This is a genomic window from Gordonia desulfuricans NBRC 100010, assembly GCF_001485495.1.
GTDB lineage: Bacteria > Actinomycetota > Actinomycetes > Mycobacteriales > Mycobacteriaceae > Gordonia > Gordonia desulfuricans.
The window spans coordinates 46,587-55,527 of record NZ_BCNF01000064.1; the positions used below are offsets into that span (position 1 = coordinate 46,587).

Sequence of the window (8,941 nt, forward strand, 5' to 3'; positions counted from 1 at the left end):
CCACACCGGACCCGGACTACAGGTCGCTGCCGCCGGGCACGAGGTCGCGGCGGATGTAGCACTCGGTGCCCAGCAGCCGGCTCAGGCGGGGTTCGGGCAGCTTCATCAGCGACGAGATCATGTAGCTGCGTTCCACTTCGCTGCGGTGCGACAGGATCGCCTTGGTCTTCTGCGGAATCCACTCCGAGACATCGAGACTCAGATCCACCAGCGCCGTCGGCGTACCCGGCAGCGCATAGCGGGAGATGTTGGGGAAGAAGTCGTCGGCGACGTCCTCGATCATCCACTCCGGAATGGTCGACAGATACAGCGACCGCACCCGCCAGGCCGGACCGGTGCTGCGGTGCAACATCGGGATCGCCGCGGCGTCGGCGGCCGCACATGCCAGCCGGTTGGTGTGCACGTGGTCGCGGTGGCCGTAGATGCCGGCCGGGTCGTAGGTGACGATGATCTCCGGCTTGAACCGCCGGATGTGCGTGACCAGTTCGCGGACCTGCTTGTCGAATCGGCCGTCGCAGAATCGCGGGCTGTTCGGCGCCGAGAGCGGTACCCCCTCGTCGGCATATCCCAGCATGATCGGCTCGCGGGTCACCCCGAGCTCGCCGAGGGCCTGACACAGTTCCCCGTGCCGTGAGGTTCCCGGCACCCAGGTCGTGGTCACCACCGTCACGTCGCCACCGAGCGCCACATGCCGGGCGATGGTCCCGCCGGTCCACAGTGACTCGTCGTCGGGATGGGCATGCACACACATCAAGCGCGGGACTGTCATCGGCCCGACGTCCTCCTGTTTCCCGGTGTCCGGTGCCCGGTGCCCGGTGGTCGGTCGTACTCGGGAGCGGCACCCTGTTCCAGCCTACTGGGTGCGCCTGGATAGAATTCGGGCCGTCAGAATCTGTGCCGCCGGCCCGCGGCCCGCGGTCGTGTGGACCGGGCGGCGCAGGTCGAGTCGTAGCCGATCAGTGATCATTGTGGAGGTCGCCGATGAGTACCGAATCCGAAGTCAGGGAATTTCAGGCCGAGACCCGGCAGCTGCTGGATCTGATGGTCCATTCGATCTACTCCAACAAGGACAGCTTCCTGCGCGAGTTGATCTCGAATGCCTCCGACGCGCTCGACAAACTGCGGTTGGAGTCGTTGCTGGACAAGGATCTCGACGTCGACACCTCGGATCTGCACATCACCCTCGACACCGAGACCGACGGCGACGCCCGCACACTCGTCGTGCGCGACAACGGAATCGGCATGTCGCGTGAGGACGTCGTCGACCTGATCGGCACCGTGGCCAAGTCGGGTACCGCCGAGCTGCGCAAGAAGCTCGCCGAGGCCAAGGACTCCTCGACCACCGAGGAGCTCATCGGGCAGTTCGGTATCGGTTTCTACTCGACGTTCATGGTCGCCGACACCGTCACCCTGATCACCCGCAAGGCCGGCGAGCAGACCGGTACCCGCTGGAGCTCCACCGGCGACGGCACCTACACCATCGCCGACGTCGACGACGCCCCGCAGGGCACCTCGGTGATCCTGACCCTCAAGCCGGTCGACACCGAGAACCATCTGCACGACTACACCGACCCGGCGACGCTGCGCTCGCTGGTGAAGAAGTACTCGGACTTCATCGGCTGGCCGATCCGGATGGACGTGGAGAAGACCACCACCACCCCGGCCGAGGAGGAGGGCGGTGAGCCGACCACCGTCACCACCGTCGAGACCGAGACCGTCAACTCGATGAAGGCGCTGTGGGCCCGGTCCCGCGACGAGGTCTCCGACGAGGAGTACGAGGAGTTCTACCGCCACGTCGGGCACGCCTGGGACAAGCCGCTGGAGATCATCACCCTCAAGGCCGAGGGCACCTTCGAGTACCAGGCGCTGCTGTTCATCCCCACCCAGGCGCCGTTCGACCTGTTCATGCGGGAGCACAACTCCGGTATCCACCTCTACGTCAAGCGCGTGTTCATCATGGACGACTGCGAGGAACTCATGCCCGAGTACCTGCGCTTCGTCAAGGGTGTGGTCGACGCCGCCGACCTCTCGCTCAACGTCTCCCGTGAGATCCTGCAGCAGGACCGGCAGATCCGCGCGATCCGCCGCCGCCTCACCAAGAAGGTCATCTCCACGATCACCGAGATGCGCGGCTCGCGGGCCGAGGACTACCAGACCTTCTGGTCGACCTTCGGGCGGGTGTTCAAGGAAGGCCTGGTCAACGACTTCGACAACCGCGACGCGGTGCTCAAGGCGTCGTCGTTCTCGTCGACCCAGAGCGAGACCGATCTGGTCACCCTCGCCGACTATGTCGGCCGGATGCCGGAGAAGCAGGACTCGATCTACTACATGACCGGCGAGTCGCGGCAGCAGATCGAGAACTCGCCGCATCTCGAGGCGTTCCGCGCCAAGGGGATCGAGGTCCTGATCCTGTCCGACCCGGTCGACGAGATGTGGGTGACCTCGGGTCTGGAGTTCGAGGGCAAGGCGTTCCGGTCGATCGCCAAGGGATCGGTCGACCTGGACGAGCTCGACGATGCCGAGACCGCCGACGACGCCGAGGACCAGGCCCAGGCCGAGGAGTTCGAGGGTCTGCTGGGGTGGCTCGGTGAGGCACTCGGCGACGACATCACCGAAGCGCGGCTGTCCAAGCGGCTCACCGAGTCCGCGGCCTGCCTCGTCGGCGACGACTTCTCGATGTCGCCACAGCTGGAGAAGCTGTACCGGGCCTCGGGTCAGGAACTGCCCAAGTCCAAGCGCACCCTGGAACTCAACCCGAACCACCCGCTGGTCGCCGGGCTGAACAAGGCGTTCGCGGCCGCCGACGACCACACGCCGCTGGTGCCGACGGCCAAGCTGGTGCACGGCATGGCGCTGATCGCCGAGGGCGGCGAACTCGACGACCCGGCCGGGTTCGCCCGGCTGCTCGCCGACGAGCTGACCTCGTCGCTGGGTGGGACCGCCGCCGCGGAGTGACCGTTCCCGAGCGGCGGCGCCCGTCCCCATCCGTCAACCGAGTGGTGGCGGGTGCCGCCGTCTTCGTCACCCTTGTGCTGGTCGCGGTGATCGGGACCATCGTGTTCTGGCCCTCGGGGTCCGACGATTCCCGTGACACCCCGCAGAACACGGTCCGAACCTTCCTGCATGCACTCGCCGACGCCGACGGCACCCGGGCCCGACAGCTGATCGTCACACCGCCCTCGACGGCGTTCCTGTCCGACACCGCGATCGCCGTCCAGCGTCGGGCCGCACCGATCACCGCGATCGAGGTGGTCACACCCGGCCCCGACACCACCGGCCCCGACACCACCGGAGCCGGTGGCGCCGAGTCGGGCGGGCCGATCGCGGTGACCGCTCGATTCCGCTCGGGTACCGAGCCGGTCGAGGTGACCTACCGCCTGTCCGGGGCTCCCGGACGCTGGGTGATCGACGGTGCGGTCATCCCGGTCACCATCCCGCAGGACACCCAACGCGCACTCGCCGGTCTGTCCCTGCTCGGTCACGCCACCACCGGAATCCGCACCGCCCACATCTTCGGCGGCCCGCTGGTGTGGGGGAGCGGCACCCGCTATCTCGCGATCGCCGACTCCGGTGGTCAGGCGAGAGGCGGTGTCGGGTCCGTATCGCCCACCCCGGATCTGGCGGTGAGCCTGACCGACGCCGGCACGCACGCCGTCGACGACGCGTTGACCGCCTATTTCGCCGAGTGCGCCCGGTCGCGGCAAGCCGACGCCTCCACCGATCGGCCCGGCTGTACTCAACGTCTGTTCCGTTCGGCCACAACCGATTCCGTGCAATGGACTCCTCCCGATGATCTCGACGAGCTGCTGATCGAGATCGACAAGCCCACGCCGTTACGGGTGCCGGTGTTCGGCAGCGTCACCTGGACTGCCGAGTATGCGGCCACCTACGGCGGTGACCATTCGGCGACCGTCGACCAGATCGTGGACGGCACGGTCGATCTCAGGGCGCGGCCGGATCCGCGGTTCACCGCCTCCGTGCGCTAGATTCACGATCAGACACATTCCGTGGTCGGCCGACTCGTGGGAGACGAAGTGCTGGATCGAGGACCCTTTGACCGGACCCCGCCGGATCGGAACCCGACGGAGGGAACCTCGGCAGGCCGTACTGCTCGTGGGTCGGCGGTATCGCACGGCCTGGTTCGGCCGGCATCGTGGCTCGGCGAGATGATGCGGATCGAGCCCGCGGCGATCCCGATCGGCCACTCGATCCGATCCGGCATCGCCGTCGGCGGACCGTTCGTCATCGGGTCGTTGACCGGCCATGTGCTCATCGGTATGTGGATCGGACTGGCCACGTTGTTGCTCGCCGCCGGTGAACGCGAGGGCACGTACCGGCTGAACTTCCGGATCATTGCGATCTCCACGCCGATAGCGGCGTGCGGTTACCTCCTCGGGTTCGTGCAGAACATCCCGCTGGCCGCGTTGATCCCGGTGATGGCGGCCGTCGCCCTGCTTGCGGGACTGATCGCCGGATTCGGGCCGGAGTTCTCCGTCGCGGGGATGCAGTTCTTGTTGGTTGCGTCCATCGCGATCGGTGTCGACGGCATCGACTGGTGGACCCCGATCTGGCTGTACTTGGTCGGCGGCGCGCTGTATGCCGCGCTGCTCGCGATCGAGATGCTCGTCGAACCGCGTCGGCCGCAACGGATCGTGTTGGTCGCGCTGCTGCAGTCGCTGGCCGATCTGGCCACCGCGCGGATTGCCGACCTCGCCGACCCCGAGGATCGGAATGGGAGCGATCGGACGGGGCGGGCCCGGATCGCCGCGACAACCGCCCACCGCAACGCCGCCGGCCGGGTCTCCGAGGTCCGCGTCCACCGGATGGGATCGGCAGGCGACTGGTCGCTCGACGCCGATGTCGTGGGTGCCGCCGATCGCGTGCAGGCGCTGGTGCTGGCCTCGACCGACACCTCGGAGCTGGCGGCCGTCGGCGGGCATCTCACCGATTTGGCCGGATCGGTTGGCCGACGGCAGAAGGAGCCGACACCACCACCTACGGTGGTGCAGACCTCGACGTCCCCACTCTGCCGACGAGTCCGTGCCCTCGATCATGCGCTGGGTGGTACGCATCGCTCGGTTCTGGCGCCCCGTCGCGGGTTCACCTTCCATGCCATCGGCTCCGAGGTCGTTTTCGCGGCCGTGCGGTTGTCCCTCTGCTTTGGGATCGCGGTGGGCGCCAAGGCGTATTTTCCGTTCAGCCACTGGTTCTGGGTCCCGCTCACCGTCTGTCTGGTGATGAAGCCGGATTTCGGATCGGTGTTCGACAGGGCCATCCTGCGGGTCGTCGGAACGGTGATCGGCGTCGCGATCGCCACGGGGGTGATCCTGCTGGTGCCGAAGGGGTGGGAAATCGGCGTCGCGATCGGGCTGCTGTCGGCGTGCGTGCCATGGTTCATGATGCGGTCGTATGCGCTCCAGGCGGTCGCGATCGCGCCGGTGGTCATCTTGCTCGTCGACGTGATCAGCCCCGGCGACAGTTCGGCGAACGACAGCTGGCAGCGCATCGGCGCCACCGTTGTGGGCGGTCTCGTGGTGATCGTTTTCGGCTATCTGATCTGGCCGCATTCACGCCGAGCCTGGGTCGCCGAGACCTTTGCCACCGCGATGTCGTGCATCGCAACACATCTTCGGATTGCTGCCACGGCGGTTCCCGAAGATGCGGGCGCCGCGCGTCGACGGCATGACGAACTCGTGGCCGCGCGTCGTGACGCGTACCGGGCGCTGTCGGATCTGCAGACCCGGATGCAGCGGGCATCGGCCGAGCCGCCACCGGCCGGAACCACTGCGATGGCGTGGATTCCGGTGGCCACGGCCACCGGCCGGCTTGCCGATGCGGTAACCGTGTACGCCGGGCAACGACTGGCGGGGACTTACCCGCCCGATGCCGACCGTGCTGCCGTGCTCGCCGAACGGATCGTCGGACTGGGTTCCGGTGACGGACTCGACGTGACCTGTGATCGGGATTCGGATGCCGCGGGTTCGGTGGATCGGGGTTCGGAACTGAACGAGATCGACGACGAACTGTCCCGGTTACGAGGCCTGCTCGAACGGACCTGACGACTCGATCCCGGAGTCGGGACCCAACGGGACCAGCGCGAGATCGTTGGCCCGGAACAACGGATGGATCGGTACGTGGTGCCTGGCCGCGCCGTCGGTGATCACCTGCGCCCATCCACGGTCACGCGCGGTGATGCCGTCGGAACCGGGTCGTGTGTACAGGCATGCGACGCTGACCCGTGTGAACTGCTCGGTCGCCCGCGCGAATTCCGCCATCAGACCGTCGATCAGGTGGACGTTGGGTGTGGTCGGCAGCGGTATCTGGTTGATCGTCTGCATGAACTCGCGGTCGTCGAGGACGAACACGAACCAGAGCAGCGACTCGGAGAAGCCGAGCGGGCCCATCAGCGCGCGCCATCGCTGCCGGAGTTCGTCGGCTCCGTCGAAGGGCAGGCGGGCGGTGTCGATGTGCGGGATGGGTTCGGCCGGCGGGATGTGGTGGGCGGGGACGTGATGTGGTGTCATGCACCGATCGTGCGGCCGTACCACCGCGACCGGCGATCGTTGCTCCACACCTGTGGAGGGCGCCGTTGACAGGTCACGGCGACCCGGGGAGTATCGACGGTCGGACCTGTGCCACATCTGAGGCATGACGGACCGGCATGACAGACTGGTCGGTATGGGTCTGCTCACCCCCGTTGCGATCCGGGTCGGTTCGATCGCGTGGCTGCCGAAGTACCTTCCGCGGATCGTCCAGTGTGACAACGCGATCCGCAAGATCACCCGGGAGCGCTACGGATTGCTCGACATCGCGGGGCTGCCCAATACGACGGTGGTGGTGGCCGGCCGCAAGAGCGGTGTGGTGCGGCGGACGCGACTGCTCGCGGTACCGCGTGACGACGGCTCCTGGCTGGTCGCGGGCTCGTATTTCGGTGGGCCGAACACCCCGCAGTGGGTGTTCAACCTCCGTGCCACCGACACCGCCGCGATCATCGACCAAGGGGTGACCCGCACGGTGCGGGTGCGGGAACTACACGACGCGGACCGCGCGGCGGCCTGGCAGACCCTCCGGTCGGTGTGGCCGAACTTCGATCTGTACGAACGCCGCACGGACCGGACGATCCCGGTCTTCGAACTGACGCCGGTGCCCTGACAATCTGACAGAGCCGAGGGCCGTGCGGCCCTCGGCTCCCGGGCGTCAGGATCCGCTGAACTTGGGCTTGCGCTTCTCGAACACGGCGGCCACGGCCTCGCCGATGTCGTTGCTGGGCAGGAAGGCGGAGTTCCACGCGGCAACGTAGCGCAGGCTGTCGGCCTGCGCCGGGGCGCGGCTGTGGTCGAGCACCGTCTTGATGCCCTGCACCACCAGCGGCGGGTTGTCGGCGATCTCGCGTGCGGTGGCGCGGGCGGCCTCGAGGAGTTCCTCGGGGGTGGCGTACACGTCGTTGACCAGGCCGATCTTCTCCGCGCGGGCGGCGTCGATGTCCTTGCCGGTGAGGGCGAGCTCGCGCAGGTGGCCGTCGCCGATCAGTCCGGGCAGTCGGGCGAGGCTGCCCACGTCGGCAACCATCGCCACGCGCACCTCACGCACGCTGAACTGGGCGTCGGCGCTCGCGTAGCGGATGTCGGCGGCGGTGATCAGGTCCACGCCGCCGCCGATGCACCAGCCGCTGATCGCCGCGATCACCGGCTTGCGACAGTCGGCGACAGCGGTGATGGCCGCCTGCATGCTGCGCACCATGTCATGGAATTCGGTGCGCGGCTTGGCCTTCGCGTTGTCGGCGAGGACTGGTGCGAGATCGCCGGCCATCGACACGAGGTCCAGGCCGAAGGAGAAGTGCTTGCCGGCGCCGCGCAGGATCACCGCGCGCACGGCATCGTCGGTGTCGAGGCCCTTGAACAATTCGGGCAGTTCCCGCCAGAAGTCGGGACCCATGGCGTTGCCCTTGCCGGGGCCGATCAGCGACACCTCGGCGATGCCGTCGTCGACCGTGACGTCGAATGCGTTCCACTGTTCGCTCATACGAGGGAGGTTACTCGCTGGTAGGAAGAACTGGACGCGAGACCGGGTATGGCCGGGGTCGGCCTGTTACAACTGATGGGATGCGGTACCGATTCCGGCCCACCCGACGAGCGGAGCACTGAAACCATGAGCGGTTACTTCACCGAGGACATCGGGGCCCAGGAGCTGCAGGAACGCACTGCCGTCGCCACCGACATCGCAGAGGCGGTACGCACCCTGATCGCCGACACGGTGCTCACCGAGGTCGACGCATCGGCGGCGGCCACCGCGATCGAACACATCGAGGCCGCGGCGGAGATCCTGCGCTCGCGCCAACTGCCGGACGACTCCTTCGGCGTGCGTTTCAACACCGACGGCACCAAGCGCACGTGGGGCAATGCCGTCATCGGTACTCGCAACCCGATCGCACCACCGCTGGATGTCGTCTTCGACGACGACGGCCTCGCCTGGGCGGAGTTCGAGATGGGCCCGGCGTACGAGGGTCCCGCCGGTCTGGTGCATGGCGGCATCCTGGCCGCGATCCTCGACCAGATCCTGGGATCGGCCGCCGAGCATGCCGGTGCACCCGGGATGACCGGCACCCTCACCATCCGGTACCGGCAGGGCACCAAACTCGGCAAGGTGCGCGCCGAGGCGCGCCTCGATCGCGTCGAGGGGGTCAAGTCGATCGCCGTCGGTCGAATCAGCACCGCCGAGGGCACCACCGCCGAGGCCGAGGGGATCTTCATCCTGCCGCGTTGGGCCCGCGAGAGCGGCGCGGCCGACAAGATCCGCAAGGCCCTGTCCGACGGCTGACCATTCGCGGGGTACGCGACGATCCCTACTCAATCTTCAACCGGCCGTTGGTGGTTGAGCCGATGAGGAGCGAAGCGACGTGTCGAGTCAGTGTCCAGTCTCAATCTTCAACCGGCTGTTGGTG

8 protein-coding genes are annotated in these 8,941 nt (G+C 67.5%); 5 read left to right on the top strand and 3 right to left on the bottom strand.

All coding sequences use genetic code 11. The features are described from left to right. Positions 1 to 16 precede the first annotated feature (16 nt). On the bottom strand, positions 17 to 769 hold the full coding sequence (locus GD1_RS11280) for a PIG-L deacetylase family protein (RefSeq protein WP_059037083.1): 753 nt from the start codon (positions 767 to 769) through the stop codon (positions 17 to 19). A gap of 212 nt (positions 770 to 981) precedes the next feature. On the opposite strand from GD1_RS11280, the gene htpG reads away from it, so the two are divergent. From htpG to GD1_RS11295, 3 genes are all read left to right on the top strand, one after another. Then, positions 982 to 2,955 carry a molecular chaperone HtpG gene (gene htpG, locus GD1_RS11285; protein WP_174519042.1) on the top strand — a complete coding sequence of 658 codons (1,974 nt, stop codon included), beginning with the start codon at positions 982 to 984 and terminating at the stop codon, positions 2,953 to 2,955. A 44-nt stretch (positions 2,956 to 2,999) separates the two neighbouring features. Continuing rightward, positions 3,000 to 3,986: a hypothetical protein gene (locus GD1_RS24695; protein WP_157079442.1), complete on the top strand. Its 987-nt coding sequence runs from the start codon at positions 3,000 to 3,002 to the stop codon at positions 3,984 to 3,986. Between the two features lie 180 nt (positions 3,987 to 4,166). Further along, positions 4,167 to 6,059, top strand: a complete 1,893-nt coding sequence (locus GD1_RS11295; RefSeq protein WP_059037086.1) for an FUSC family protein — start codon at positions 4,167 to 4,169, stop codon at positions 6,057 to 6,059. Here the strand turns inward: GD1_RS11295 and GD1_RS11300 are convergent. Further along, the gene (locus tag GD1_RS11300) at positions 6,033 to 6,524 is read right to left on the bottom strand and encodes a hypothetical protein (RefSeq protein ID WP_059037095.1); all 492 of its coding nucleotides are present in this window, start codon (positions 6,522 to 6,524) and stop codon (positions 6,033 to 6,035) included. The genes GD1_RS11295 and GD1_RS11300 overlap by 27 nt on opposite strands. A gap of 154 nt (positions 6,525 to 6,678) precedes the next feature. On the opposite strand from GD1_RS11300, the gene GD1_RS11305 reads away from it, so the two are divergent. Next, positions 6,679 to 7,152: a nitroreductase family deazaflavin-dependent oxidoreductase gene (locus GD1_RS11305; RefSeq protein WP_059037096.1), complete on the top strand. Its 474-nt coding sequence runs from the start codon at positions 6,679 to 6,681 to the stop codon at positions 7,150 to 7,152. A gap of 45 nt (positions 7,153 to 7,197) precedes the next feature. Here the strand turns inward: GD1_RS11305 and GD1_RS11310 are convergent, their stop codons facing one another. Beyond that, on the bottom strand, positions 7,198 to 8,022 hold the full coding sequence (locus GD1_RS11310) for a crotonase/enoyl-CoA hydratase family protein (RefSeq protein ID WP_053776002.1): 825 nt from the start codon (positions 8,020 to 8,022) through the stop codon (positions 7,198 to 7,200). Between the two features lie 126 nt (positions 8,023 to 8,148). Here GD1_RS11310 and GD1_RS11315 point away from each other — a divergent pair, with 126 nt between their 5' ends. Beyond that, positions 8,149 to 8,817, top strand: a complete 669-nt coding sequence (locus tag GD1_RS11315) for a PaaI family thioesterase (RefSeq protein WP_059037087.1) — start codon at positions 8,149 to 8,151, stop codon at positions 8,815 to 8,817. Positions 8,818 to 8,941 lie beyond the last annotated feature (124 nt).

Coding starts and splice junctions, on each gene's coding strand:
- GD1_RS11300 (WP_059037095.1), bottom strand. CDS start 6,524: ATGACACCACATCACGTCCCCGCCCACCACATCCCGCCGGCCGAACCC.
- GD1_RS11315 (WP_059037087.1), top strand. CDS start 8,149: ATGAGCGGTTACTTCACCGAGGACATCGGGGCCCAGGAGCTGCAGGAA.
- htpG (WP_174519042.1), top strand. CDS start 982: ATGAGTACCGAATCCGAAGTCAGGGAATTTCAGGCCGAGACCCGGCAG.
- GD1_RS11310 (WP_053776002.1), bottom strand. CDS start 8,022: ATGAGCGAACAGTGGAACGCATTCGACGTCACGGTCGACGACGGCATC.
- GD1_RS11295 (WP_059037086.1), top strand. CDS start 4,167: ATGATGCGGATCGAGCCCGCGGCGATCCCGATCGGCCACTCGATCCGA.
- GD1_RS11305 (WP_059037096.1), top strand. CDS start 6,679: ATGGGTCTGCTCACCCCCGTTGCGATCCGGGTCGGTTCGATCGCGTGG.
- GD1_RS11280 (WP_059037083.1), bottom strand. CDS start 769: ATGACAGTCCCGCGCTTGATGTGTGTGCATGCCCATCCCGACGACGAG.